The 25,730-nt window shown below is 58.4% G+C and carries 23 protein-coding genes; 15 read left to right on the top strand and 8 right to left on the bottom strand.

Features of this window, described 5'->3' with window-relative positions; genetic code table 11:
• The first annotated feature begins 3 nt into the window (after nt 1-3).
• A complete protein-coding gene (locus ACYQ15_RS14685; RefSeq protein WP_459938254.1) occupies nt 4-423 on the top strand; it encodes a pentapeptide repeat-containing protein in 420 nt (139 codons plus the stop codon).
• A 98-nt stretch (nt 424-521) separates the two neighbouring features.
• Nucleotides 522-719, top strand: coding sequence for a rubredoxin-like domain-containing protein (locus ACYQ15_RS14680; RefSeq protein WP_459938253.1), 198 nt, complete (start codon nt 522-524; stop codon nt 717-719).
• A gap of 261 nt (nt 720-980) precedes the next feature.
• Here the strand turns inward: ACYQ15_RS14680 and ACYQ15_RS14675 are convergent, their stop codons facing one another.
• Nucleotides 981-4,250 (bottom strand): efflux RND transporter permease subunit, encoded by a 3,270-nt coding sequence (locus ACYQ15_RS14675; protein ID WP_459938252.1) that lies wholly within the window; start codon nt 4,248-4,250, stop codon nt 981-983.
• Complete coding sequence (locus ACYQ15_RS14670) at nt 4,247-5,416, bottom strand: efflux RND transporter periplasmic adaptor subunit (RefSeq protein ID WP_459938251.1); 1,170 nt, start codon at nt 5,414-5,416, stop codon at nt 4,247-4,249. The genes ACYQ15_RS14675 and ACYQ15_RS14670 overlap by 4 nt, the downstream gene beginning before the upstream one ends.
• A gap of 955 nt (nt 5,417-6,371) precedes the next feature.
• Here ACYQ15_RS14670 and ACYQ15_RS14665 point away from each other — a divergent pair.
• The 5 genes from ACYQ15_RS14665 to ACYQ15_RS14645 all read left to right on the top strand — a co-directional run bounded on the left by ACYQ15_RS14665 (nt 6,372) and on the right by ACYQ15_RS14645 (nt 10,415).
• The gene (locus tag ACYQ15_RS14665; RefSeq protein WP_459938250.1) at nt 6,372-7,178 is read left to right on the top strand and encodes an MlaE family ABC transporter permease; all 807 of its coding nucleotides are present in this window, start codon (nt 6,372-6,374) and stop codon (nt 7,176-7,178) included.
• Nucleotides 7,179-7,185: 7 nt separating this feature from the next.
• On the top strand, nt 7,186-8,415 hold the full coding sequence (locus ACYQ15_RS14660) for an ATP-binding cassette domain-containing protein (RefSeq protein WP_459938249.1): 1,230 nt from the start codon (nt 7,186-7,188) through the stop codon (nt 8,413-8,415).
• The gene (mlaD, locus tag ACYQ15_RS14655) at nt 8,412-8,861 is read left to right on the top strand and encodes an outer membrane lipid asymmetry maintenance protein MlaD (protein ID WP_459938248.1); all 450 of its coding nucleotides are present in this window, start codon (nt 8,412-8,414) and stop codon (nt 8,859-8,861) included. Before ACYQ15_RS14660 ends, mlaD begins: the two co-directional genes overlap by 4 nt.
• An 88-nt stretch (nt 8,862-8,949) precedes the next feature.
• Complete coding sequence (locus tag ACYQ15_RS14650) at nt 8,950-9,591, top strand: MlaC/ttg2D family ABC transporter substrate-binding protein (protein ID WP_459938247.1); 642 nt, start codon at nt 8,950-8,952, stop codon at nt 9,589-9,591.
• Nucleotides 9,588-10,415, top strand: a complete 828-nt coding sequence (locus ACYQ15_RS14645) for an MlaA family lipoprotein (protein WP_459938246.1) — start codon at nt 9,588-9,590, stop codon at nt 10,413-10,415. The genes ACYQ15_RS14650 and ACYQ15_RS14645 overlap by 4 nt, the downstream gene beginning before the upstream one ends.
• A gap of 100 nt (nt 10,416-10,515) precedes the next feature.
• Here the strand turns inward: ACYQ15_RS14645 and ACYQ15_RS14640 are convergent, their stop codons facing one another.
• From ACYQ15_RS14640 to ACYQ15_RS14620, 5 genes are all read right to left on the bottom strand, one after another.
• Entirely contained in the window at nt 10,516-10,884 is a 369-nt protein-coding gene (locus tag ACYQ15_RS14640; RefSeq protein ID WP_459938245.1) for a YidH family protein, read from the bottom strand.
• Between the two features lie 52 nt (nt 10,885-10,936).
• Complete coding sequence (locus ACYQ15_RS14635; protein ID WP_459938244.1) at nt 10,937-13,045, bottom strand: dipeptide ABC transporter ATP-binding protein; 2,109 nt, start codon at nt 13,043-13,045, stop codon at nt 10,937-10,939.
• 276 nt (nt 13,046-13,321) lie between these two features.
• Entirely contained in the window at nt 13,322-14,275 is a 954-nt protein-coding gene (locus ACYQ15_RS14630) for an ABC transporter permease (protein ID WP_459938243.1), read from the bottom strand.
• A 26-nt stretch (nt 14,276-14,301) separates the two neighbouring features.
• Entirely contained in the window at nt 14,302-15,600 is a 1,299-nt protein-coding gene (locus ACYQ15_RS14625) for an ABC transporter permease (RefSeq protein WP_459938242.1), read from the bottom strand.
• Nucleotides 15,601-15,675: 75 nt separating this feature from the next.
• Nucleotides 15,676-17,328, bottom strand: coding sequence for an ABC transporter substrate-binding protein (locus ACYQ15_RS14620; protein WP_459938241.1), 1,653 nt, complete (start codon nt 17,326-17,328; stop codon nt 15,676-15,678).
• A gap of 393 nt (nt 17,329-17,721) precedes the next feature.
• On the opposite strand from ACYQ15_RS14620, the gene ACYQ15_RS14615 reads away from it, so the two are divergent.
• The 5 genes from ACYQ15_RS14615 to lipB all read left to right on the top strand — a co-directional run bounded on the left by ACYQ15_RS14615 (nt 17,722) and on the right by lipB (nt 21,745).
• Nucleotides 17,722-18,045, top strand: coding sequence for a hypothetical protein (locus ACYQ15_RS14615; protein WP_459938240.1), 324 nt, complete (start codon nt 17,722-17,724; stop codon nt 18,043-18,045).
• A 105-nt stretch (nt 18,046-18,150) separates the two neighbouring features.
• On the top strand, nt 18,151-19,122 hold the full coding sequence (gene lipA, locus ACYQ15_RS14610; RefSeq protein WP_459939595.1) for a lipoyl synthase: 972 nt from the start codon (nt 18,151-18,153) through the stop codon (nt 19,120-19,122).
• Nucleotides 19,119-20,018 carry a carbon-nitrogen hydrolase gene (locus ACYQ15_RS14605; RefSeq protein ID WP_459938239.1) on the top strand — a complete coding sequence of 300 codons (900 nt, stop codon included), beginning with the start codon at nt 19,119-19,121 and terminating at the stop codon, nt 20,016-20,018. The genes lipA and ACYQ15_RS14605 overlap by 4 nt, the downstream gene beginning before the upstream one ends.
• Nucleotides 20,019-20,025: 7 nt before the next feature.
• Entirely contained in the window at nt 20,026-21,093 is a 1,068-nt protein-coding gene (locus tag ACYQ15_RS14600) for an agmatine deiminase family protein (RefSeq protein ID WP_459938238.1), read from the top strand.
• Nucleotides 21,050-21,745: a lipoyl(octanoyl) transferase LipB gene (gene lipB / locus ACYQ15_RS14595; protein WP_459938237.1), complete on the top strand. Its 696-nt coding sequence runs from the start codon at nt 21,050-21,052 to the stop codon at nt 21,743-21,745. The genes ACYQ15_RS14600 and lipB overlap by 44 nt, the downstream gene beginning before the upstream one ends.
• Nucleotides 21,746-21,797: 52 nt before the next feature.
• Here the strand turns inward: lipB and ACYQ15_RS14590 are convergent, their stop codons facing one another.
• Nucleotides 21,798-22,175 (bottom strand): hypothetical protein, encoded by a 378-nt coding sequence (locus ACYQ15_RS14590; RefSeq protein WP_459938236.1) that lies wholly within the window; start codon nt 22,173-22,175, stop codon nt 21,798-21,800.
• On the opposite strand from ACYQ15_RS14590, the gene ACYQ15_RS14585 reads away from it, so the two are divergent.
• The 3 genes from ACYQ15_RS14585 to ACYQ15_RS14575 are packed head-to-tail and all read left to right on the top strand — an operon-like array spanning nt 22,168 to nt 25,717.
• The gene (locus ACYQ15_RS14585) at nt 22,168-22,584 is read left to right on the top strand and encodes an SH3 domain-containing protein (RefSeq protein WP_459938235.1); all 417 of its coding nucleotides are present in this window, start codon (nt 22,168-22,170) and stop codon (nt 22,582-22,584) included. The genes ACYQ15_RS14590 and ACYQ15_RS14585 overlap by 8 nt on opposite strands.
• Before the next feature lie 32 nt (nt 22,585-22,616).
• A complete protein-coding gene (locus tag ACYQ15_RS14580; protein ID WP_459938234.1) occupies nt 22,617-23,555 on the top strand; it encodes a M48 family metallopeptidase in 939 nt (312 codons plus the stop codon).
• Between the two features lie 8 nt (nt 23,556-23,563).
• Entirely contained in the window at nt 23,564-25,717 is a 2,154-nt protein-coding gene (locus ACYQ15_RS14575; RefSeq protein ID WP_459938233.1) for a CHASE2 domain-containing protein, read from the top strand.
• The last annotated feature ends 13 nt before the right edge of the window (nt 25,718-25,730 follow it).

The raw sequence follows: 25,730 nt of genomic DNA, 5'->3' as shown, positions 1-25,730 counted from the left end.
CCAATGACCAAGCATATTGTCGCGACGATCATCACCAGCTTGTTGCTTTTGAGCCCGGTTGGCACTCTTGAGGCTTTTGAGCAAGCCGATCTGGATCAGTTGCTGGGGAGCAGGCAGTGCCCGAAATGCGATTTGAGCGGAGCGAACCTGAGTGGAGCAAGGCTGAACAGGGCCGACCTCAGCGAAGCGAATCTTCGCAATGCAAACCTGAGCTGGGCCAATCTCAACGGCGCCAGGCTGATGGGAACCGACCTGAGCAATGCCAACTTGAGCAGTGCCAACTTGAGCTGGTCCGACCTGAGAGGTGCAAACTTGACGGAAGCAACCCTGACCCGAGCCAACCTGACAGGTGCCAAGCTCAGCGGGGCCATTTGGACTGACGGACGCGAATGCGCCGAGGGTTCCACGGGGGTCTGCGGTTGAGCATGTTTCATCCGCAATGCAGGTCCATGCCGATTCATCTTCCCTGTTCCCGCGTTTGAAATCACCCAAAAACCATAAACCACGCAAGGAGCGATGAGATGGCCTATTTCAAGTGCGACAACTGCGGAAACACTCTCGAAGCAGCCACGTCTCCGGAGACCTGCCCGGCATGCTCGCAAAAGTGTTCATTCGTGGATGTGACCTGCTACACTCCGGAATGCGGCGGCCAAAACTCCCAAAACATCAATCCGGAAATGTTCAAAAAAGAGAACACGGCCGACAAAACAAAAGATTGATCCCGCAGATGGCCAAATCTTCTGCCGCTTTTTTGATTATCAGTAACTGCTCAGCTCATCCGAATAAAAGTGTGCTGGATCCCCGCCTTCGCGGGTATGACTGACTCGAAGACGGCATAAAAAACAAAGTCATTCCCGCGAAGGCGGGAATCCAGGTCATGCTTGCAACAATTTTTGAAAGCTGCCCTTATTCCTTTCTTTCAAGCTGAGTAGTTACGATTATCAAAAAATATCGCCGGAGTGACAGTTGCAGCCATGTCATCAGCTTTCGGTTATTTCATTCGCGGGCTTGAAAAGGACGTAGTAGGCCACAGGAATCAGGATCAAGGTAAAAGCCGTGGAGGCGATGAGGCCGAAGATCAGGGCCCAGGCCAGGCCGGAGAAAACCGGGTCCAGGGTGATGGGCCAGACGCCCAGGGCTGTGGTCAGGGCCGTGAGTACGATGGGCTGCAGACGGATGGCCCCGCTCTGCAGAACTGCCTCGCGGAATTCCTGGCCCCGGGCCACGGCGGCGCGAATGAAATCGATGAGCACCAGGGAGTTGCGAATCACGATCCCGCCCAGGGCGATCATTCCAATCATGGCCGTGGCCGTGAAAAAGACCGGATCGGCAAATCCCTGCACCTCACGTCCAGTGAGCAGGTTCAGCAGCCAGAAACCGGGCATGATGCCCATCAGTGTCAGCGGGATGGCGGTCATGATCAAAAGCGGCAAGGCCAGGGAACCGGTCTGGACTATCAGCAGGAGATAGATGCCGACCATGGCCGCGCCAAACGCCAGTCCCAAATCCCGGAACACGTCCACGGTGATTTTCCACTCTCCCTCTCCGGTCCAAACCGCGCTCAACCCCTGAGGCAGGGGCATGGCGCGCAGTTTGGCCTGCAGGGCCAACACTGCCTCGGCCGGAGGCAGACCAACGGTTTCCGCGGTCACGTACACCACCTGCCGCAGATTCTTGTGCAGTATCGGTTGCTCTTCCATTTCCCGGACAAACGTCCCCAGTTCGCCCAGCGGCAGCATCACGCCGCCGTCCCCACGCACGTAGAGAGCTTCCAAATCCGCGACGGATGAGCGCAGTTCGCGGGGCATGATCACCCGCACGGGAAGAGTCTGGCGCTCATGGGGTGAATGGATCGCGGCCACGGACGCACCGCCCACGGCCAGGCGCAGGGCGTGCAGCAATTCCTGGGCGCTGATCCCGTGCAGAGCGGCCTTTTCCCGGTCCGGAACAAAGGTCAGGCGTTGGCGCGGAGCTGTCCGGCTGTCGTCCACATCCACCACGAATTCCATTTCTTCCATCAACTCCCGAACCTGGGCCGCGCCGGCAAATAACTGCTCGTAGGACTGTTCCGGTCCGCCGTAAATTTCCGCCACCAATGTCGCCATGACCGGCGGGCCGGGCGGTATTTCCACAATCTTCAGGCTGGCGGACCATTGCCGGGCGATGTCTTCCAGGCCGCGGCGTACGGCCAGGACAATCTCGTGGCTTTGCCTGTCGCGTTCGCTCTTGGGCGTCAGGTTGACTCGAATATCGCCCAGATGGCCGCCTTCACGGCTGTAATACCGGCGGACCATGCCGTTGAAATCCATGGGTGAGGCAGTGCCGGCAAACGTCAAAATGCTGGTGGCCTCGGGCAGTCCGGTCAGATACGTCGCCATATCCCGCAGCACCGCATCCGTGGTTTCCAGTGGCGTGCCCTCGGGCATGTCCACGACCACCTGGAATTCATTGCGATTGTCAAAGGGCAGCATTTTTAACGGCACCAAACGCAGCAGAACCAGGGAGACAGCCATGGCCAACAGTGCAAGAACAAGGAAAAGCAAGACCATGCGCAGGCCACGGGAATCCAGAAACGGTCCGACCACCTTTCGATAAATTCGCGGTATCCAGTCCGGGATCCCGGTTGCGGAAGACACGGTTCGGGACTCTCTCAGTCGGCCCGATTCCCCTTTGGCTTGTCCGCGCAGCAGCATGTTGCACAGCCAAGGCACGATGGTCAGGGCACAGATCGTGGAGAAGATGACCGTCAGGGGCACGTTGGCGGCCATGGGCTCCATGTAGGGCCCCATCATGCCGGTGATGAAAAACAGCGGCAGGAAGCAGGCGATGATGGCCAGAGTGGACATCAACACCGGGACAAAAACCTCGGACACCGCGGCCATGGTGGCCCAGGAGGGGCTCGGATGGCCAAGTCGCATGTGCCGCTTGATGTTGTCCACGTTGGTGATGGGATCGTCCACCACCAGCCCCAGGGAAAGAATCAGGGCAAAAAGCGTGACCCTATTGATGGTGTAGCCCAGCAGGTAACTGCTGAACAGAGCAAGGGAAAAACTTACCGGAATGGCCACGGCCACCACCAGGGCGGCCCGCGGTCCCAGAGTCAGGGCCAGCACGATCACCACCGTGGTTACGGCGAAAAGCAGCGACCAGAGCAGTTCGTCGACTTTGTTCTGGGCTGTCTGACCGTAATCCCGAGTGACTTCCAAATACACCTCCTCGGGCAGCAGCAGAATCTGGTATTCGTCGGCCGCGGCCAGCAGATCGCGGGTCACCGTGACGGCATTGGCTCCGCGCTGCTTGGCCAGAGCCAGCGTCACGGCGGCCATTTCGCCATAAGCCCCATCAACAGACTGAGCCGGCAATCCTTTGGCCTGGGCATATTCATGTCCAAAGGCGAGCCGGGTGTACGTGGACGGTTCACAGGGACCGTCCAAAATGGTTGCCACATCCCGCAAATATACCGGACGCCCCTGGTGCACGCCCACAATAACCTGAGCCACATCCGCGGCCGAGGTGAAATGGGCATTGCCCAAAAGGTTGATCTCCTGGTTGCCCAGGAGCAGGCTACCGGCGCTCAGAGCCGTATCCGCCGCGGCCAAAGAGCGTTCCAGATCCGCAAAGGAGATGCCTCGGCCGGCCATGCGCAGAGGATCTGCCTCCACCCGGATTTCCCGGTGGCGGCCCCCGAAGATCTCGGTTCGGGATACGGCGGGAACCTCGGACAGCCGGGCCAGAAATTCCTCGCCGATGCGGCGCAGGGCAAAGTCGGACTGTGTCGGGGAATAAAGGGTCAAGGTAAGAACCGGAACGTCGTCGATTTCCACGGGCTTGACCAGCCAGCCCGTGACCAGGGGCGGAACCTGGTCCTCGTGCATCATGATCTGATTGTGCAGCTTGACCAGTGATCGCTCCCGGTCCTCGCCCACAAAAAAGCGCACCGTGATCACAGCCTGATCACGGTGGGAAATAGAATAGACATATTCCACGCCATCGATTTGCCAGAGCAGCTTTTCCAAAGGCGTGGCCACCAGCTTTTCCACTTCCGCCGGTCCGGCTCCCGGTGCCTGGACGATGACATCGGCCATGGGCACGACGATCTGCGGTTCCTCTTCCCGGGGGGTAATCAAAAGGGCCGCCACTCCCAGGGTCAGGGCCAGAGCCAGAAAGACCCCGGCCAGATGCGAGGACAGAAAAGGGGCCACCAGGGCGGCGGCGAACCCGGAAGGGCGATGGGATGAGGACTCGGTCATGGGCGTTGTACAGGATGCAGCCAGACGGTTTCACCGCCTTCCAGGCCGGACAGAACCTCGATCATGTCGCCCCAGGGCCGGCCCAGACGCAGATGGCGCAGGGAATAGACGTCGCCATGGACCACGGCGGCCATTTCCAGTTGCCCCACGCGCAGAATCGCCTCTTGGGGGATCAGGACCGTTTCTGTATCCGGCAAAGGGATGCGTACCCGGCCAAACATGCCGGGTTGAATCCGCGCCATTGCTTCCGGCGGCTCCTGATCCAGGGACAGCTTGACCAGAAACGACCGCGAATCCGCGGCGGCAAAGGGCTCGACCTCGGCCACCACGGCTTCGAATTTCCGGTCAATAACGTCCACCCGTGCCGCAAGCAGCGATCCGGGAGCTATCGACTCGTGAAAGCGTTCAGGAACCTGAACTTCCAAATGGAGTTGCCGACTGAGCAGCCGGAACAAGGTTTGTCCGGGACGGACCACGTCACCGGGTTCCACGTTCCGCTGGGCAATGGTTCCGTCCTGGGATGCGCTGATTTGCGTGTGCCCCAGGGCCACGTCGAGTTCTTCCACAAGTTGGCCGGCCCTGCGGACCTGGGCGCGCAGTTCAAATATGGCCTGCTCCGCTTGCCTTGCCTCGGCCTTGGCCTGCAGGAATCGTGTCCTGGAATGATCCAATTCGCTGGTGGCGGAAGCGCCCTGATCATGCAGCGCGCTGATCCGCTCATATTCCGCGCCGGCCAGATCAAGTCCTGCCCTGGCTGAATCCACGCGCATTTCTGCCTGCTCCATGGCGGACTCCAGGGCTTCGATTTCATGACGGCCCTGGGCCAGCCGAGCCCGCAGCTCGCGGTCGTCCAGGGCCAGAAGCAGATCACCCCGGTGAACCCCTTGGCCGGAACGGACCAGCACCTCCTTGGCCATAGCCTGAATCTGGGCGCTGATGGTCATCTCGCCCACCGGACGGATCACGCCCACGGCCTCCACCCATGCCGGAATTGGAACCCGCGAAATCAAAACCGTTTGCGCGCCTTCCGGCAAGGCTGTTCGCCGCACTTCCGTTTGGGATGGGACCAAATCCTCACCGTTGCTGAAAAAAAGCCATAATCCGGCCAGGACCACAATAGACGGTACAACGACCAGCACTGCCCGCCGAAGGTTTTTTTGAGACATTTTCTTGATCATGGTTTTTCAATTCTCATCTTTGCAAGATGGGTAGACACTCACCCCAAGCATATTATGTGATCTGCCTCCGGCAATCGGAGTCGGGGTAGGTATCGGTTTCGAAAACGTTGAGGATCCTTTTCGTAGCTTCGCTTGCGATCCCGATTCCTGATATCGAATCGACAACTGACGGATTCGGCAATAGCAGAAGCATCCTGAATAGTTACCAAGATGGAATATTTCCCTTTGCAGACTTTGTAACCTCTTGTTTTAAAATCTACAAACCACCGAATACTGACCACTACTCGGTGGAATACAGTCCTGCAGGGCTGTCTTCGGCGCTATTCATGCTCGTGTCGCTGCACAGGGGATTGCAGGAATCGGGAGAAAGTCCTGGACGCTGGAATGGATGTTTATTGGGCCAACCCTGGACATATACGTTTGAAGCCGGAGGCAAAGGCATGGGGTTTGGCCTGATCGAGGAAACGTAAACGGGTTACTTGGTCAGGGACGGCAGGAGGTCGGATATGGTCGCGTTCTGCCGCTGTGGCTGTTCGGTTTTTGTATTGACGCATGACGGCGGGAATGGACGGACCAGGATGAGGTCATCAGTTTCCTGATATGTAACTGCTCAGCTCATCCGAGAAAAATTGGACTGGATAGCGATAGCGCCGGCCTTCGCCGGTATGACTTAACTTGGAAAGGGCGTGGTACGTACGTCATTCCGGCTAAAGCCGGAACCCAGCTCTGGCGAGTGACCACAGAGTATGTGCTGAATAGTTACCCTGATATCATCATTAACCAAAGCGGTGGACAAGGCTCCAAACAGTCAATACGTTAGTGTACCACCCCAACCTGTTTTCGACAAAGAATTATCCTGATTGGCCGGTTGGTGCGGCAAGTCGTAATGTGGTGATTGACTTGCGCGATAAACGAACAAACATATTTCCAGGGGCCTATTGTAATGGCTGAACTTACAAATGCACGCGAAAACCCTTTTGCCGCTTTGGGTCGGCAGGGCATCGCCCTGGTCAATGAATTGGGCGCAATGGCGATTTTCGCCGTTCTTGCCGTCGCGAACATATTCACTGCACCTCTCCAGTTCCGGAAAATTCTGAACCAGCTGTATTTCATCGGCTTTCGATCCCTGCCCGTCATTCTTTTGGTTTCCGTGTTCACGGGCATGGTTTTGGGCCTGCAAGGTTACTACACCCTGGCCAAGTTCGGCTCCACGAGCCTGCTGGGGCCGGCAGTTGCGCTGTCCTTGATCCGTGAACTTGGCCCTGTGCTCACAGCCATCATGGTCATTGCCCGGGCGGGTTCGTCCATGGCCGCGGAAATCGGCATCATGCGCATTTCCGAACAGATTGACGCACTGGACACGATGAACATCAATCCGATCAAGTTCCTGGTAAGTCCCCGCATTGTGGCTTCCCTGATCAGCTTTCCCCTTTTAACCGCCGTGTTTAACGTCATGGGCATTATTGGAGGGTACCTGACCGGTGTTCTGCTGCTTCACCTCAGCGCCGGCACCTATTTCACGCAGATCCAGGCAAGCGTCGTCATGCATGACATTACCGGAGGTTTTTTGAAGGCCGTGGTTTTCGGTTTCCTGGTGACGGTGATCTGCTGCTTTCAGGGATTTTTCACACATATGCGGCCGAACGGGTTCGGTGCCAAGGGAGTGAGCATGTCCACGACTTCCGCGGTGGTCCTTTCCTGCGTGGCTGTTTTGGTCGTGGACTATATCCTGACCTCGTTTTTGCTCTAGGAGCGTTATGCAAGAACCAGTCATTCGCTTTGAAAGGGTCTCCAAAAGCTTCAACGGCAATATCGTCCTGAAGGACGTGGACCTGAAAATTTTCAGTGGACAGGTAACGGTCATCATCGGAAAAAGCGGGGTTGGAAAATCCGTTTTTTTGAAGCACATCATCGGACTGCTCAAGCCGGACAGCGGGGAAATATATTTCAAGGAAAAGCCTCTTTCCGGCATGAATCGGGCGAGCATGTTCGCATTGAAGAGCCGTTTCAGTTACATGTTCCAGAACAACGCACTGTTCGATTCCATGACCGTCTTCGAGAACATAGCCTTGCCGTTGAGTGAGAAAACCAGCCTGGGCTCCAAAAAAATCCGGGAAAAAATCCTTGAACGGACAACACAGCTGGAGATATCCGATGTGTTGGACAAGTACCCTTCACAGATATCAGGGGGGATGCAAAAGCGTGTTGCTCTGGCCCGAGCCTTGATTATTGATCCGGAGATCGTATTGTTCGACGAACCGACCACCGGACTCGATCCGATCAGAAAGAACGCGGTTCTGAACATGATCGCCCATTATCAGCGGAAACTCGGGTTCACCGCTGTCGTCGTCAGCCATGACATTCCTGATGTGTTTTACATCGCGGACAAAGTGGCGATCATTGATTCCCAAGGGATTATTTTCGAGGGATCGCCGATTGTTCTGGAGCAATCCCCCGATCCAGACATCCAGGCATTTCTGAACAGCGTTGAAATGCTCAAGGACGATCTGACCGGCTTGGACAATCGCAAAGAGTTCATGACCAGCTTCAAACAGCTCAGAAACAGCATCCGGCTTGGAGAGCGTTTCGGCTTCATGCTTCTTAAACTGGACGGATTGGATGAGGTGGGCGAGCACGTGGGGCATATCGCCGCGCAACGCATTATTCAGAGCATTTCAGACGGATTGATCGCGCAATTGAACGACCGGGGGCGTGCCGTACGGATCGGCAAGAATGAAATCGCCGCCTATTTTCAGGTGAGCGATTCCAGCCAGATTGACGCCTTCCGCTCGGAAATGCTGGACCGCATCGGGAGCATGAAGCAACTTACCGATGGCACAGAGCATGACGGATACATGAATTTTTGCATCAACCTGGGCATAACGGAGATTGATGAATATCCTGACTTGCAGGCCCTGATCACAACGGCTCGAGACGATGAGCAACGAGTGGTTTGTCCGGTACGGGAGAAAAAGGAAAACAAATGAAAAAATTCGGAATGGAAACAGGAGTCGGCGTGTTCATGCTCATCGGGCTGCTCTGCCTTGGCTATCTCACCATCAATTTGGGAGAATTCGAGCTGCTTGGGACCGGAACATATGAACTCAACGCCCGATTCACTTCCGTCGCGGGATTGAATCAGGGAAGCGCCGTGGAAATGGCCGGAGTCAAAATCGGCAAGGTCGAGGGAATCCGCCTGCATCCAGAGGACCTGGTGGCTATCGTAACCCTGCGGATTGACAAAAATGTTCCGATTTTTGATGATTCCGTCGCATCAATCAAGACCCGCGGACTGATTGGCGAAAAATACATCGACATAGCCCCTGGTGGTTCGGATTTCGTTCTCGGTCCCGGTGAAACAATCGTGGACACCATACCGCCGTTGGATATTGAGAGGCTGATCGGGCGGTTCGCCTTTGGGGAAGTTGAGTAGCGCACGCATTGCGCAAAATGCGTGGAAGGGAATACAATTGGACAGGTCTTGTGAAGTGAAGACAAAGACCTGCGATAGGAGGTTTACCATGATGAAAAAAATAATTGTCGCTGCCTTGCTGCTGCTTTTTGCAGCGCCGGCACTGGCCGGTACGCCAATGGCCACGGTTCAGACCGCTGTGGATCAAATCCTCAGCATCCTGCGTGAGCCCAACGGTTCCGACCAGAAGATCATCGACAACAAATTTGAGCGGATCAGGGATATTGTCAACGAATCATTTGACTATGAAGTCCTCTCGCGTGTTACCCTTGGTCGCGGGTGGAGACAGTTGGACGATTCGCAAAGGGCAACATTTGTGTCGTTGTATTCGGAATTGATCGAACGTACGTACCGCAACCACATCGTCGATTATTCCGATGAAGAGGTCGTCTATATTCGGGAGTCCATGCTTACGGAGCCGGGAGCGCGCGTTCCCCGGGCCGAGGTGGAAACCAGGGTATTGCTCGATACGGGGCCGATCACGGTTCTGTATCGACTCTACGAAGAAAATGGGGTCTGGCGGATCTTCGACATTCATGGCGAAGGCATCAGCTTGTCCCAGAACTTTCGCGCCCAGTTCGAGGACATTCTTCACCGCAGGGGTGTCGAGGGGTTGCTGGATGCGTTGCGCAACAGAGTTGAACGGTTGCGGGCCGACCCCGGCGCGGAAAGGGTTGAGGTGGTCAGGTGACTCCAAGCTCGTCCCGCTCTGGATTGATCTGCCTCCTGCTGGCAAGCCTGCTCGTTTTCGGAGCCGGATGCGCCGCCAAAAACAATCCCAACCCGGAACTTCGCGATATGGCGGGCGTTGACAGCAGCGCCTCGGACGGGCTGGAACAGGATGACGGTTTCGAGGACGATGATTGGTGGGATGCGGAGTGGGAGGATCTGGGCGAGACGCAGGCGCCCGCACGTGTCTCCGACCCACTGGAGAGGTGGAACAGGGCTGTGTTCACTCTCAATGACAAGTTATATTTCAATGTGTTTAAACCGGTTGGAGAGGTATACGCAATGGTGCTTCCGAAGCCCTTGCGGATCGGGGTGCAAAACTTCTTCACCAACCTTCGTTACCCCATCCGCGCCGTGAACAGCCTGCTCCAGGGCAAGGGGGGCAAGGTCGCCAAGGAAACAGGCAGCTTTGCATTGAATACGACCTTCGGTTTTCTTGGCCTAGTCAAGATTTCCGACGCGTTTCCAAGTCTGGCGGTTACTCCGGAGGACACTGGGCAAACCTTCGGATTTTGGGGCGTGGGCAAAGGGCCATATATTGTCTGGCCAATACTGGGACCATCGACGTTGCGCGATTCCGTGGGTCTTGTCGGTGACTATTTTCTGGACCCTCTGCGCTATGCCCCTCTGAACTATCCATGGGTTGAGCTCAAGGCCGTGGATCAGGTCAATACCTTTTCTTTGGATATCGGCAGGTATGAGAATTTGACGGAGACGGCCATTGACCCGTACATCGCCTTGAGAGACGCCTATATCCAGTACCGGAGCAGGTTGGTCCAGGACTGACGCGACACGTCTGCTGCCGGATGGTGGAATTGCGGCATATTGGGCTCGCCCCCGGATGCTTTACATGAAGCCTCGGTTCCGCGGCTATGCTTCCCTCCGGCTACTCCTCGAAAATCAGCAGCAACGCCAGCGCGGAGCTGAACATCAGGCCGAAGGTGATTGCGCCGATTATCCATAGAGGAGCGCCGCGTATGCCTACTCTGGCCAATCTTTGGAGCGCCTTGCGGTAGCTGAAAAATCCCACCCCAAAGATGATGCCGCCGGTCACGATCAGCACCGCACCCAGGGAGCGGGCGATCCATGGCGAATCCACGGAGCCGAGAAACCGGGCGATGGCCAGTCCGGCGGCCATGGCCGATATTCCGGTTCGTCCCCAGGCCATGAAGGTGCGTTCCTTCGCAAGCAGGGTCCTCTGTTGTGCCCATTCCGTTCTGTCATGGGCCATTTCATTCTTGGACTCGGTGCTCACATCTTCTCCTTATACCGCCTTCAATAGGCGACACGTCGGGTCATCTTGTTCGTTACGCGCCAGTTTTCTGTTCGCCACGCTGCAATGCCGCCAACTCTTCCAGCGGAATGTGACAGAGGATGCGGTGGCCACTCCCGTTTTCCCGCCACGGCGGGACTTCATGTTCGCAGACCCGGCCATTTTCCGGGAGGACCACGCGTCTGGGACACCGGGTATGAAAACGACAGCCGGAAGGAGGATCCAGGGCGCTGGGAACATTTCCGATCAGTCGGATGCTGTTCGGCTCCGCGTCCGGATCCGGGACGGGAACGGCGGAGAGCAGGGCCTCGGTATAGGGATGCGAAGGGGGGGCATAAATGGTTTCCGCGGCTCCGGATTCCACGATCTGCCCCAGGTACATGACCGCGATGTCGTCCGAAAAAAAACGCACCACGCTCAGATCGTGGGCGATGAAGATCATGGCCGAGCCGAAAGCCTGCTGGATTTCCAGGAGCAGGTTGATTACCGCGGCCTGCACCGAAACGTCCAGGGCCGAGACCGGCTCGTCGCAGATGACCAAATCCGGCCTGCTGGCCAGGGCCCGGGCGATGCCGACTCGTTGCTTCTCGCCGCCGCTCAATTGGCGCGGCAGGCGTTGGTAATAGGATTGATCCAAACGCACGGCGCGTAACAGCCGGATCACTTCCTCCTTGATTCGATGCCTTGGAACTGTTCTGAATCGTTTCAAAGGCCTGGCGATCTGCCATCCCACCGAGAAGGACGGGTTGAGCGTGGAGTCGGGGTTCTGAAAGACCATCTGCATTTCCCGAATAAGATTTGTATCCCGTCGGGAAACCTGATGCGTGGCGTCAAGCCCGAGAAAATGAACTTCGCCTCCGGTTATCGGCTCCAGACCGATCAACCCCTTGACCAGGGTGGACTTGCCGCACCCCGATTCTCCCACGATGCCCAGGGTCCGCCCCTTGGCCACCCGCAGGCTCACGTCGTCCACGGCCTTGACGAACTTTTGCTCCCCCAGACCGAAAAGACTGACCAGGGAATTGGACTGCTGTGGGTAATAGATCCTGATTCCGTCCGCGGAGAGGACATCGCCCTGAAGAATGCCCTTCGCCAGAAAGTCACCCTCCATGCCCGGCTTTTGGGAAATGCGCCGCTGTTGTGCGATATCCTCCGCAAAGACGCACCGGACGACATGACCAGGATCAATCTCCCGTAACTCCGGCCTCCCTGAGGTGCATTCCGGGGCGGCATGATCGCAGCGCGGTGCAAAGACGCAGACATTGCCGGGCCTTTGCGCCGGTGGCGGAATTCTGCCGCGAATGGGCATCAACCAGGAATTGTTCTTGCTGTCTCCAAGCCGGGGTATGCTGGCCAGCAGGCCCATGGTGTAGGGATGTCGCGGGCTGTGGAAGATGTCCTGCACCGGCCCCTGTTCCACCTGTTCCCCGGCGTACATCACGCATACCTGGTCGCTGACCCGGGCCACGACGCCCAGATTGTGGGTGATGAAGAGGATGGCGGCCTGGAATTCGCTTTTGAGTTCCGTGATCAAATCCAGCACCGCGGCTTCCACGGTCACGTCCAACGCCGTGGTGGGCTCGTCCATGATCAGCAGCGCCGGGTTGTTGAGCAGGGCCATGGCAATGACCACCCGCTGCTGTTGGCCCCCGGAAAGCTGGTGCGGATAACGCAGCATCATCTCGCCGGGGTCCGGCATGTTCACCCGCCCCAGCATGGCCACGGATCGATCCCGGGCCTCGCTCCAGGGCAGGGCCTGATGACAGGTGAGCACCTCGGCCAGTTGCTCTCCAACTCTGACCGATGGATTGAGCGCCTGCATGGGATCCTGGTAGACCATGGCGATACGGTTGCCCCGTAACCTTTTCAACTCCCGCTCGGATCGGCCTACCAATTCCTGGCCCTGGAAGAGCACGCTGCCGTGGACGATCTTTCCGTTGCGTCCCAGGAAATTAACCAAACCGTAAGCCACGGTGCTCTTTCCGCAGCCTGATTCGCCCACCAGCCCCAATGTCTCACCGGCACGAACAGCAAAGGAAACGCCGCGCACAGCCTCCACATCGCCCTGCCGGGTTTCGTAGGCGATCTTCAGATCACGGACCTGAAGCACTGCATTGCGGTCCTGTGGGGCATCTTTGTTCAATATTCGATCCTCGTTCTCAATCGCCTCTGGCGGCTTTTCGTCATTTCCCCATAACAGCTAAAAAAGGTCGGGTGATGAGATTTCCTGTGCAAGGATTCCCACCTGCGCAATGTTTCATGATCCAGCTCCTGGGGCCAAGCTCCAGTCGGTACTTGGTCCTGATGCGTTACTCCGTTGCCGCACTGGGGTGCGGCGCTCCCGGGATTTGCCCCGTTGAGACAGGGAGCGAGTATCCAGTCCACTTTTACTTGGATGAGCTGAGTAGCCACTTTCCCTCTATTGGTATTTTGTGGATTCTTCCCGGATCCCGTCAGCCAGCAGATTGAGCCCGACCACCAGGGAGGCGATGGCCAGGGACGGCCACAGCGCCGCCCAGGGACTGCCGGCCATGATGAATTCACGGCCCTTGGCGACCATGCTGCCCCAGTCCGGCGACGGCGGAGGAAGCCCCAGTCCCAGAAAGCCCAGGGTGCCCATGGCGAAGACGGCGTAGCCCACGCGCAGCATCCCGTCCACGATGATCGGTCCCCGGGCGTTGGGCAGTATCTCCACGAACATGACATACCAGGGACTCTCGCCCCTGGTCTGGGCCGCGCGAACGTATTCCCTGGTCTTGATGTCCATGGTCAGCCCGCGGACCAGCCGGGCGATGCCCGGGGTTCCGACAATGGTCATGGCGATCACGATGTTCACCGCGGATTGGCCCAGAGCGGACATGATCAATAAAAACAGAAGGATGATCGGTATGGCCAGCATGGCGTCGAGCAGACGCATGATGATTTCGTCCGTCCAGCCCCCATGGTAGCCGCTGACCAGTCCCAGCGTCACTCCGGCCATCATGGCGACCAGAACGCCCCAAATGGCGGTTCCGCCGGGAATCCAGATATTTTCCGTCACCGGCAAAATGACCAGCACCACCCTCGCCCCGTAGATCAGGCGGGCCCAGAGATCACGCCCCAGTTCGTCCGTGCCCAGAATGTGCTCCCGGGAAGGCCCTTGGTTGGGAGCCTGCCAATTCTGCTCAAAGGGGGTGTAGCTGGTGAACACGGGCGCGAAAATCGCTACGATCACCCAGAACATGACGATTGTCAGCCCGATCATGGCCGAAGGGGAAGATCGCAACAGTTCGAAAGTGCGTCCGGCGGCGGAGAACCGGGATGCCCCAACCGGAGCTGAAATCGGGTCCGAGACCAGGACGGAGGACTGCTCGTCACGAGGTTGTTTGGACATGGATTCTTGATTCGCTTGCTTCATGCCTACCCGTACCGAATTCGCGGATTCAGGAAAGTGTAGATGATGTCGGCGACAAGCTGGGTGCCCACGGCAAGAACGACCAGCACCATGGAACCGGCCTGCAGGGCGTTGACGTCCTTGGACATGGCCGCGTCGAACAGGTACTTGCCCAGGCCCGGATACCCGAAAACCACCTCCACGATCACGATTCCGCCCATCAGCCAGTTTACATGGAGCATGATGACCGTAATGGGAGCCATCAGCGCGTTCTTGACCGCATGCCGAAAGACGATGCGCCGGTATGGAAGTCCTTTCAGAAAGGCCGTGCGAATGTATGGGGAGCGCATTACCTCCACCATGCTCGCCCGGGTGATGCGCAGAATGTAACCCAGTTCCACCAGGGTCAGGGTCAAAACAGGGAGCACGAGCATGTCCAGCCGCTGCCAAGGGGCCGCTTCTCCGAACACCGCGGCGCCGGGCAGCCATCCCAGCCACATGGACATGATCAGGATCAAAAATATTCCCGTGACGAACTCCGGGATCACGGAAAAGATCATGCCTCCCACGGAAAGCACCCTGTCCGCGGGGCTGCCTTCCCTGAGTCCGGCCAGCATGCCCAGGCACAGGGCCAGGGGCATGACCACAACAAATGCCGATCCCGCGAGGACCAGGGAATTGCGCAGACGGACGATTAGGCTTTCCGCCACCGGTCGGCCCGTGCGCAGAGACACGCCCGGATCGCCGCGCAGAAATCCCTTCTTGAGTGGGATGTATTCCACCGGACCACCGCTGGTCTGCATCCAGCCCGAGCCCATGACAAAGCTCCAGACCGGGTTATCCACGCCCTTGCGCCACTTCACGGCACTGTTGGCATGGCTGACGCCCCAGAACACTCCCACGCCCTCCTCATCCACCTCCCACCGGTCATTGTCCACAAAAACCTCATCCGGGCCGTCCGGGTTGCGGACCACGGCCAGGAGATCCTCCCCCTGCAGCTTCCAGCGGACCAGGCGACCGTCCTCGAGTTCGGCCCACCATTCCAGGAAACCGTCTTCGGATCTGATTCGCCGCAGGGGCAGGCCCACTTTTTGTGAAGCATGCCAATCGCTCCCCAGCAGCCAATAGGCGTACCGCAGATAAACGGGCTTATCCAAGCCCATCTGCGCCAGAAAAGACTCCTCCTGCTCCTGGGTGACGAAGCTGCCGAGCACGTTCCGAGCCACGTTGCCGGGGGATGATTCAGTGATCAGAAAAACGGCTGCGGAAACCAGAAGCATGGTCAGCAGCAGAAGCAGCAGACGCCGCAAGATGAATCGGGCCATGAACTCAGATATGACCAGCCGAATTTCGGCGTCGGATTATTCTGATTCCGTCCAGACAGGTTGCTGGTAAATTGATCAGGGCCAGGACAGCCACAGGTCCGCGCAGAATATGTAGCGGTTGGGATGCGAAACCACGTTCTGCACTCGCTTGCGCGTCACCGACCACATGTTCTGCCAGTAGCTGATTCCGATAGACCCCCTGTCCATCTGGATCTGTTGCAGTTCGCAGAAGATTTTCCGGCGTTCATCCACATCCAGGGTTCCATTGGCCTGTTCCAGCAGTGCGGAGAACTCCTCATCCACCCATCTGGTTTCATTCCAGGCTCCGGGATTGCCGTCTTCATCCGCCGTATAGGCCAATGACAGGTTCATGGTGCCCAGCGGACGATGGGTCCAGGGCGTGATGCCAAGATCCACCTCAGTCCATTTCTCCCAGTACTGGCTGGTGGGCATGGTCCGGATGTTGATCCGGAAGCCGGCCGGCGCCGCATCCTGCTGCAGGATCTCGGCATAGCGCACCACATCGCTCCAGTCGTTGCCCACGGCAAGATCAACATTCAGGCCGTCAGGGTAACCCGCTTCCTGCAACAGCTGCCGGGCCTGTTGCGGGTCATAATCCGGTATCTGCTGGGGACAGTATTCAGGATGATTCTGATAGACGTGGGTGTCATGGGCCAAAAGCCCCTGCCCGAAATAGGCCAAAGCGAGAATTTTTTCCCGATGCTGGCAGAGCCTGAGAGCGTGCCGCACCCTGTTGTCGTCCCATGGCTTGAGATCCACCCGCATCCGCAGCACCCGGGCCGTACAGGTGGTCACCGGAATGATGTTGACTCCCGGATCGTCCTTGAGCACCTGATGAACGTCCGTACCGGCTGCGTCGCTCAAGTCGATCATGTCGATCTCCCCGGACTGCAGCGCCGCGATCTGGGGCGCCATCTCCGTGCCCATGTCGATGAACTCGACGGCATCAATGTACGGCAGCGCCTCGCCGTCTTGTCCTTTACGCCAATATCCGTCCCTGCGCCGGAGCATGCAGCGTTCGCCTTCCCTGTATGCCTCCAGAGTGTATGGTCCAGTTCCATGGGGTCTTCTGAGAAAATCGCCTTCAAAGGTGCGGTGGTTGAGCACGATGGCCGGGTAGTGAAAAAAATGCTCGGGAACGCCGATCTCGGGCCGCTTCAGGTGCAGCTTCACCTGATGGTCGTTCACGCGTTCAATATCCGCGGCATCAAGATAATCGCCGACCATGCCCAGCAGGGATGAGCCCACATCCTTGTCCAGCCATTGGCTCATGGTAAAAATCACATCATCGGCAATAAATGGGTCGCCGTTGTTGAACTCGACTCCCTGACGCAGGTTCAACGTCCATGTTTTCAGATCATCGGAAACTGCCCAGTTCTCAAGAAGATAGGGATGCGTGACATTGTTCTCGTCGGTCAAGGTCAGGTATTCCGCCACCTGCCGGAGCTGTTGCGAAGGCGCCACCCAGGAGAATTGGGCCGGATGGGTTACTTTCTGGATGGGAGATGAAATCTTGAGCGTGCCGCCCCGCTGAACGGAGGCCAAGGCACTTCTGGGTTGAGAGAGGTTGACCATCGAGGCAGCGGCGCCCACGGAAAGGCCCAGCAGGGCGGCAAATCTGATGAACTCCCTGCGGGACAGTTTTCCTTGCGTATGTTGATCGAGCAAGTCCGGAATTCCCGGATGCATTTCAGGCTTTTTGTTCATGAAATCCTCCTTGAAAAAAATGGGCATTTGGCCGCGACAACCTCGGAATACCAGGCCGGATGCGGTGAAACAGGAGCAAGGACAGGATGAAAAATGACCCAAAAAACAAAAATGCAAGTTCTATGCCGCGAACGTATTTCTTGAGCATCGCAAGCGTCATGCACCTCTTTCTCGCCTTGAAAGAAAATTGAATGTGTTATAATTCAGAATGATGTGCTGTATTTTCTTGTCGCACTCTTCTTTATTCCAATACATAGGATGGTTGCCAAAGGCAAATTTTGAATTACAGTACACTTTACATCCCTGTACGAAAGGGGCATGGTGTAACTACCTCATCAAAGAAGCCGGATGCTCCGAAAGGACCCTTCGGCCCAAGCCAATAAAGGAGAGGGCATGGAAAAAAACAGATGTGACCATTCGCGCTGCAAGAGCAATCCTGTAGCAAGTTTGAACAATCAACCATCCGCAAAAATCGGGTTTGATCCGGAATTGATGTTCGTCGAATGCCATAAATGCGGACGCCCCCTGATCTGGAACCAGGGTGAAGCCAGCCAGATCGTTGAACAATCCGGAATTGACACCAAAAAATTGGATTCGCAGTGTTTGATCTTGGCCGAAGGATGTCCTCACTGTGCCCCGGGCGAAGGCGGCTACATGGTCCGCGTGGTCCGGCTCAGGGAAGACGGTTACAAGGACGTCAAGGAACAAGGCCATTAACGATGTTGCCGTTCAGGCGACCGTTGATTCAACACAAGATCCTCCTTACAAATACCAACCTTTACCGCACGGGGCGAACATGTTCGTCCCGTGCATTTATTTCAAATGCTCCCCAGTTCGCCGGAAACCGCCACTCAGCCCGCCCTCATGCGCAAGCCGAAATGGCTGCGCATGCAACTGCCTCGGGATTCCAGTTTTTCCAGCATGAGGACCATGTTGAACGATCTGGGTTTATCCACGGTCTGCCGAAGCGCACGATGCCCGAACATTTGTGAATGCTTCAGCCATGGAACGGCCACATTTTTGATCCTGGGGGACGTTTGCACGCGAACCTGCACCTTTTGCAACATCGCGTCCGGGAAACAACCGGCCCCTCCCGCCGAGGACGAACCGGATCGGGTCAGCCGGGCCGTGGCCCATATGGGCTTGGCCTATGTGGTGATTACTTCGGTCAGCAGGGATGATCTGCCGGATGGCGGCGCAAGTCATTTCACACGGGTTGTCTCCCGGCTCAAACAGGATATCCCGGACCTGACGGTGGAAGTCCTGATCCCGGATTTTCAGGGAAGGGAAGAGTCTTTGAAAACCGTTTTGGCTGCCGGAGTGGACGTGCTGAACCACAACCTGGAAACGGTTCCGGAACTGTATCCCCGGGTCCGGCCGCAGGCGGAATATCATCGCAGCTTGGAACTGCTGAGCCGAGCCAAGGCGTGGTCCAAATCGCACAACAGTGTCTCCACGGCTGTGCGCACCAAAAGCGGCCTGATCTTGGGTCTGGGCGAAACAAGGGACCAATTGCGCCGGGCGATGAGCGATCTGGCTGCCGTGGAGTGCGACATCCTGACCATGGGCCAATATTTGGCCCCATCCACACGCCATCATCCGGTAATGCGCTACCTTCCTCCCGAGGAATTCAGTGAGCTTGCCGAACTCGCCCGGATGGAAGGCATCCCCACGGTTTTCTCCGCGCCCCTTGTCCGCAGCAGCTACCACGCCCGAGAAGTGGCGTCCGCGGCGCAAGTCGGCAAGAATGCGGCCGCGATTCCTTCACCCGTAACCCCCACTCTCTCATCATGAACATTCATACCAATCAGCCCTTCACCATCGGCCTGGTCCAGATTTCCATTCCCACAGATCCCACGGAAAGCCTGGCCAAGGCCGAAGACTACGTCCGCCAGGCAGCCCGCAAGGGCGCCCAGGTGGTCTGCCTGCCAGAACTTTTTCGCGGGCCCTATTTCTGTCAGCACGAAAACCACGACCTGTTCAACCAGGCCGAACCCATCCCCGGCCCTTCCACGCAAACACTGGGCAAAGTCGCCGCGGAGGAAGGCGTGGTCATCCTGGCATCGCTCTTCGAGCGACGCGGTCCCGGCGTCTATCACAATTCCCTGGCGGTCATCGACGCCGACGGAACCGTGCCAGGTATCTACCGAAAGATGCACATTCCGGATGATCCCGGCTATTATGAAAAATTTTTCTTCGCCCCGGGCGATACCGGATTCAAGGCCTTCGACACCCGGTTCGGCCGGGTCGGCACCCTTGTCTGCTGGGACCAATGGTACCCGGAAGCCGCCCGCCTCACGGCCCTGCAGGGAGCGGTGACCCTTTTTTATCCCACGGCTATCGGCTGGCACCCCGAGGAAAAAGCCGAATTCGGCCGGGAACAGCTGGAAGCCTGGATCACGGTCCAGCGCGGCCATGCCGTGGCCAATGGAATCTATGTGGCCGCGGTGAACCGCATCGGGCACGAGATCTCCGTTGATGGCGGACCGGGCATCGAATTCTGGGGCAATTCCTTCGTGGCCGGTCCCATGGGGGAGATCATCGCCCAGGCCTCGCCCGATCAGGAAGAAATCCTCCTGGCCGAGGTGAATCCCACCCGCCTGGAAACCGTCCGCCGCCACTGGCCCTTTTTCCGCGACCGCCGCATCGACGCCTACGGCGGTATCACCAGCCGGTATTTGGGAGGTTGAGTCGACCATGCAGTTATTTCCACGCCTTCCCGCGGAATGGGAACCCCATGAGGCCACTTGGTTGGCCTGGCCGCACAATGCTCGGGACTGGCCGGGCAAGTTCGCGCCCATCCGCTGGGTGTACGCCGAGATCGTCCGTCATCTGGCCGAGTCCGAACCGGTACGGATTTTGGTTCGATCGCAGCGCCAGGAACAGGAAATCCGGGGTCTGCTCGCCAGGGCGCATGCCGATCTGGACCGGTTTTCTTTCTTCCACATTCCCACGAACAGGGTCTGGACCCGCGACTACTGCCCGGCATTTGTCCAGGACCAGGATGGAAATGTCGCCGCTGTTCACGCGGGGTTCAATGGCTGGGCGAAATATCCGGATCACGAGTTGGATGCCGCCGTGCCGGATAAAATCTGCCAGGCCTTGAACATGGACGTCACGCCCATGCTCTTCCAGGGCCGGTCTTTCGTTCTTGAAGGCGGCGCCATCGATTCCAACGGCAAAGGGACCCTTCTGACCACCGAGGAATGCCTCCTGGATCAACAGACCCAGGTCCGCAATCCCGGCCTGTCGCGCGCGGACACCGAGGAAGCAATGCGGCAATACCTGGGCATCTCCAATGTCCTCTGGCTGGGCCGCGGCATTGCCGGCGACGACACCCACGGCCACGTGGACGATCTGTGCCGCTTCGTGAACCAGGGCACCGTGGTCCTGGTCCAGGAAGACGATCCCGGGGACGTTAACTACGAACCGCTCCAGGAAAACCGCGAACGGCTGGAAAGCGCCCGCCTCGAAGACGGTTCCAAAGTGGAAGTCGTCCCGCTGCCCATGCCCCGACCGCTGTATTTTGAAAACACCCGCCTGCCGGCCAGCTACGCCAACTTCTATATTGGCAATACCGTCGTGATCGTGCCCACGTTCAATGACCCCCAGGACAGGATAGCCCTGGGCATCCTGGCCGATCTGTTCCCGGACCGCCGGGTGGTAGGCATTCATGCGGTGGACCTTGTGTGGGGGTTTGGCACGCTGCATTGCCTGACCCATGAGCAGGCCGCCGACCAGAACCGTCAGAATCGTTCGGCATGAACTGCCGGCTGGAGGGGACAATCCACTGACGCTGCCGGTTCATGACTTCGGGCTGATGCCTTACCGCACGGCCTTGGACATCCAGATGGAAGCCGTGCGGGAAGCTGCCGAGCATGGATCGGAGCGCCTGCTGGTCGGAGAGCATCCTCCGGTTATCACCCTGGGCCGCAACAGCGGCTCGGACCACCTGCATGTTTCCCCTGAATATCTCGCCGAGAAGGGCATCGATCTGGTGCAGGCATCCCGTGGCGGCAGCATCACCTGCCATTTTCCCGGGCAGTTGGTGATCTATCCCATCCTGCGCCTGGACCGCCGTCCCGGCGGCTTGCGCCGACTGGTCCGGGATCTTGAGGAGGCCGTGATTCAGACCCTGGAAGAACTCAGTCTTGCCGCGCACCGCACCCAGTCCCGGCCAGGGGTCTGGGTCGGCCCCGGCAAGATTGCCTCCATCGGCCTGGCGCTGAAGCATTGGGTCAGCTACCATGGTCTGGCTTTGAACGTCGGCGCGGACACCAGCCTTTTTGACCTGATCACCCCGTGCGGCCTGCACGGCGTCACAGTCACCTCCGTGCACCGGGAATTGCACCGGGCAGAGCAACAGACGATGTCAGAAATAAAGCACCGTCTGCTCCAGCACGTCCGGAAGTTTTAAGCGAACATTGGCAGGGCATTTTTTGTTCAGTAACTGCTCGAACTTGCGGCAATCAACGAAATAAACCTGGGAGCGCCGCACCCCAGTGCGGCAGCGGAGTGACGCACTGGGAACCAAGTTCCGGTTGCAGCATGGCCCCAATATCTGGGTCACGAAACTCCGCGTGAAGTTGGCCCTTACACAGGAAATCTCCTTGTCCGCCCTTTTTTGAAGCAGTTATGCCGACGAGAGATTTTCGAGCCGACCAAAACAAGTCAACCAGACGGAACAAATCTGCCCATGGAACACCCGCGGCGTTTCTTGCCAGTTGTTCGCCAAGAATATATTCTTGAGTGCACATTCCGGATATTGCCAACCCTGTCCGATGCCGGATCATGTATTCCGCCATCCCATCTTCAAACTGAACTCGCGCGAGGTAGATCATGTCCACGCAACGAACCATGAGCGTGCAGGTCCAGACCGGCCAGCTCCGGTCAAGTCCCTCCTTTCTCGGATCCATAGTCACGGAAGTGAACTATGCCCAGCAGGTTCTTGTTCTGGAGGAGCGTGCCGGGTGGATGCGTGTCAACATACCTGGGGTCGCAACTGCCGGCTGGATTCACGGTTCGGCCCTCAGTCCCCGGCGGATCGTCCTTCAGGCCGGGGACGAGGAAGTGCGCAGGGCCGCCACCACCGGCGAAATCGCTCTGGCCGGCAAGGGCTTCAACCAGGAAGTGGAACGTGAATTCCGGGCCCAGAACCAGGACGTCGACTTCTCTGTGATCGACCGGATGCAGAGTACGGAGGTTCCCATATCCCGGATCGCCCAGTTCGCGCGGGAAGGGCAGTTGAACCTGTAAACCGGCCGTGATGACGTTCAGGAGAGAGAGCCATGACCAGTTGGAACAGAAGAGAATTTCTGGAATTGACCGGCAAGGCCGGTTTGGTGGGTCTTTGCGCCGGACCATTGCTCGGCGGCTTGCTGTCCGGTTGCCAGACCGTGGATCTTGCCGCCGGAGTGGGCAGGGCGGCCGGTGTGCTGGACGAGCAGCAGGCCGAATCCCTGATGCGGGTTGGCGGGGCATTGGCCCGCAGCTTCGAGGACATTACCCCGGAACAGGAATATTTCATCGGCCGGACCGTGGGAGCGGTGTTGCTGGCCTCCTACAAACCCTATCCCGACCCGGCGGCCAACGACTACATCAATCTGGTCGGCAAGCTGGTCAGCCTGAATTCGGACATGCCGGAAACCTTCGGCGGCTACCACTTTCTGATTCTGGACTCCCAGGAAATCAACGCTTTTGCCGCACCCGGCGGATTGGTCTTCGTCACCCGAGGCATGTTGCGCTGCTGCACCTCCGAGGATGCCGTGGCCGCGGTCCTGGCGCATGAGGTCGGTCACATCCAGCATCACCACGGCATTCAGACCATTCAGCGCGCCCGCCTGACCTCGGCCTTCACCATCCTCGCGGCTGAAGGCGCAAGAACCATCGGCGGCCGCGATCTGGTGGAACTGACGCAGATTTTCGAGCAGTCCGTATCCGACGTGGTCTCCACCCTGGTGGTCAACGGCTATTCCCGCACCGCCGAACTCGAGGCCGACAGCGCCGCGGTGAACATCATGCACCGGAGCGGATACGACAGCGCAGCCCTGGTGGACATGCTCCAGGTCATGGACACCCTGCTTCAGCCCGGCGGCCGAGACTATGCCCGCACCCATCCGCCGCCGACCAGCAGGATCCGGGACATCCGGCCGATGCTGCCCCCCCGGCGTCCTGAAATCACCGCCACCAGACAACAACGCTTCCGCCAGGCCCTTCAGCACGTCTGATTTTCCATATGGCCCGCCGCTCCTCCGGAAAGATACTGCTCCAGGCTCTGATCACCGGGACAGGCGCGGCGATTCTGGCACTGCTGCCCTGGTTTTTCGGGGCATTGGACAGCTGGGAAGCCCAGACCTGGGACATCCGGGTCGTGCGCCTGGCTGAACCGGGACCGGCCACCGGAGAAATCGCGCTGATTCTCCTGGACCAACAGAGTCTGGACTGGGGGCAGGAACAAATGGGCCTGAGTTGGCCCTGGCCCAGGGAAATCCATGCCGCGATCGTGGATTTCTGTCGCCGCGCCCAGGCCGCTTCCCTGACCCTGGACATCCTGTTCCTGGAGCCTTCGGCCTACGGCGTTGAAGACGACGCGCTGCTGGCCAGAGCCCTGGACGATTTCGGCTCGACGGCTCTGGCCGCTTTTCTCAGCCGAGCCGAGACAGGGGGCCGCACCACCTGGCCCGAGAATGTTCCTCGACCCGCGTGGACCATCGACGGCCTGGACCAATGGCTTGCCACTGCGGACCCGGATTTATTCGCCACTCGGATCAGCCCGCCGCTGCCGGAACTGGCCCGGTCCGCCTCCACTCTGGGGAACGTGCAGCAACGTCCTGACGCGGACGGTGTGTTCCGGCGAATGCGCCCCCTGGATTTCTTCGACACCGCTGCCGTCCCTTCCTTGGGCCTGGCCGCCTGGCTGGCGGCTGATCCCGAAGTCCACGCGCAGCTGACACGTCATGAACTGCACCTCAACGACAAGACCATCCCTCTCGACCCTCAGGGGACGACCATTCTGCGCTTCCGCGGACCGTCGGGAACACACGCGGCCTACAGCGTTGCCGCCGTGTTGCAGTCGGAGATTCGACTTCGGGAAGACCCGGCCGCTTCTCTTGAGCTTGTTTTGGATCCGGAACTGCTCCGGGACAAACATGTTTTTTACGGTTTTTCCGCCCCCGGCCTTTTCGATCTACGCCCCACCCCGGTCAGCGGCGTCTATCCCGGAGTGGAGATCCAGGCCACCTTTCTGGACAACTTCCTGTCCCAGGACTTTCTGCGCGACTTTCCGCAAAAATTGACCATCGCCCTGTTGATCGGCCTCTGCCTGCTCACTGCCCTGGCATTGGCCGTCTGGCGTTCACCTGTCACCGGAACGCTCATCGCCCTGGTCCTGCTTCTGATTCCCATTGTTCTTGCCGTGGCGGCATATCATCTCGGCTGGTGGATGCCCTTGCTGGTCCAGGAAGCCGGCGTGGCCGCGGCGGCCTTGCTGGGACTGCTCTACAACTACTCCACTGAGGGCCGTCAGCGGCGATTCATCAAGAACGCCTTTCAGCAGTACCTGAGCCCGCAGGTCATCGAGCAACTGATTGCCAATCCCGAGAAACTTCGCTTGGGCGGCGAACGCAAGATCCTGAGCATCTTCTTTTCCGACCTGCAAGGATTCACCACCATCTCCGAGAAACTCGATCCCGAGGAACTGACCGCACTGCTCAACGATTATCTCTCGGCCATGACCGACATCATCCAGGAGGAGGGCGGCACAGTGGACAAGTACGAAGGCGACGCGATCATCGCCTTCTGGAACGCCCCCCTGGACGTGCCGGATCACGCCCTGCGCGCGGTGCGCGCAGCCTTGCGCGCCCAGGCCAGACTGGCGGAACTCAGGCCGGAATTCCGTCAGCGCACGGGACACGACCTGTTCATGCGCATCGGCATCAACACCGGACCCGCCGTGGTCGGCAACATGGGTTCGCACAATCGATTCGACTATTCCATGCTCGGGGATGCCGTGAACCTGGCGGCGCGACTGGAGGGAGTGAACAAGCAGTTCGGAACCTACACGATGATCTCCCAGGCCACGAGAGATGCCGTTGGCGGCGCATTTTCCATGCGCGAATTGGGCCGCGTGACAGTCGTAGGCCGCACGGAGCCCGTGACCGTGTATGAACCCCTGCACAGTAAGTTTGCTGAAACCAACGCCTCAAGGCTGCAGGACTTCGACCAGGGTTTGAAGGCCTATTACCGGGGAGATTTTGACGAAGCTGTCCGGATCTTCAGCTTTTTAGCTCAGGACGATCCCGTGGCCGCCAGATATTTGGAAATTTGCCGCGAACTTCCGCAGGAGCCGCCTGAAAACTGGAACGGCGTCTGGAAGATGGCTTCAAAATGACCTGCGACGGCAG

The organism is Desulfonatronum parangueonense (genome assembly GCF_054656975.1).
The sequence above is the reverse complement of the archived record's forward strand: the minus strand, read 5'-3'. Positions and strand labels throughout refer to the sequence as shown.